Consider the following 541-nt stretch of genomic DNA (forward strand, 5'->3'; position numbering starts at 1 on the left):
GCTGAATACCGCTTTGCTTGCCTTCTACATCAACGGCATGAACAAGAAACTCATCACAGTATTGCTCTAGAAACCGGATATTATCTTCGTTCAGCTCAAAGTCACTCAATTGTTTCCATTGGTTGGTTGCCACGAACCACTTGCCGTCCTTCTCTTTGCAGCTCAAATCAATAACTAATCGTTTCTTGCCAACCTCAGCTACTATTTTATCCAGATTTTCCTGATTAAGTTGTCCGTCTCGGAAAATGTAGGACGTCACAATGACGTGGGATGCGCCGCGGTCCAAATAATACTTGGCATTCTCGGCGTGAATGCCGCCACCGATTTGTAGACCGCCCGGATATTCCTGAAGCGCGCTAATAGCTTCATCCTGATTCTCATCCCCGAGCATGATGACATGCCCGCCTACTAATTGATCTTTTTTGAACATTGCGGCATAATACTTGGAATCATAAGAAGATACAAAATTTTCAATAATAGCTTTTCCCTCTGTGCCTAACGTTTCACCAACAATTTGTTTCACTTTCCCACTATGTAGATC

The 541-nt window shown here is 43.4% G+C and carries 1 protein-coding gene; it reads right to left on the reverse strand.

Annotated features, from left to right (window positions below; all coding sequences use genetic code 11):
• Nucleotides 1-541: phosphoribosylformimino-5-aminoimidazole carboxamide ribotide isomerase (hisA, locus tag AC1DUA_RS40310; RefSeq protein WP_477504974.1), on the reverse strand; the 541-nt coding region annotated here is incomplete at both ends.

The organism is Paenibacillus sp. 01T422, assembly GCF_056398785.1.